The sequence below is a fragment of the Hyphomonas oceanitis SCH89 genome (genome assembly GCF_000685295.1).
Taxonomy (GTDB): Bacteria; Pseudomonadota; Alphaproteobacteria; order Caulobacterales; family Hyphomonadaceae; genus Hyphomonas; species Hyphomonas oceanitis.
In genome coordinates this window covers 1-412 of sequence record NZ_ARYL01000174.1, presented here as the reverse complement: position 1 = coordinate 412, position 412 = coordinate 1, and the positions used below count along the sequence as shown (strand labels likewise).

1 protein-coding gene is annotated in these 412 nt (G+C 59.5%); it reads right to left on the bottom strand.

Features of this window, described 5'->3' with window-relative positions:
- Positions 1 to 96: 96 nt before the first annotated feature.
- Positions 97 to 412: DUF305 domain-containing protein (locus HOC_RS20795; protein WP_035542830.1), on the bottom strand; the 316-nt coding region annotated here is incomplete at its 5' end.

Genomic DNA, 412 nt, shown 5'->3' with positions numbered 1-412 from the left:
CCGGGCGCGTGCCGCTGATGTGCTGAATAATGTCCAACGCTCGAGGGGTATGCGAAGTACGGGTATCCCAGTCCAAAGATCGACACCTGGCCGGGCTTAATCTTGATCGCCAAACCCGGGCACCGGTCGTGCATCCGCCTCAGCAGGCGTTGTCGCTTCACCATTTGCGCGGATGTCGTCCAGCAGCCATTTCATTTCCCTGATCTCACGACGCTGGGCTTCGATGATGCTATCGGCCAGTTCGCGAACACGCATATCGTCGATATTGGCGCGCTCACTGGTGAGGATCGCGATCGAGTGGTGGGGGATCATGGCGCTCATCCAGGATTCGTCCCCAATGGTCGCCTGGCTCCGGACCAGGAACAATGCGAGGATGAACACCGCCGCGCTTGCGGCGAAGATGCCGAAATTG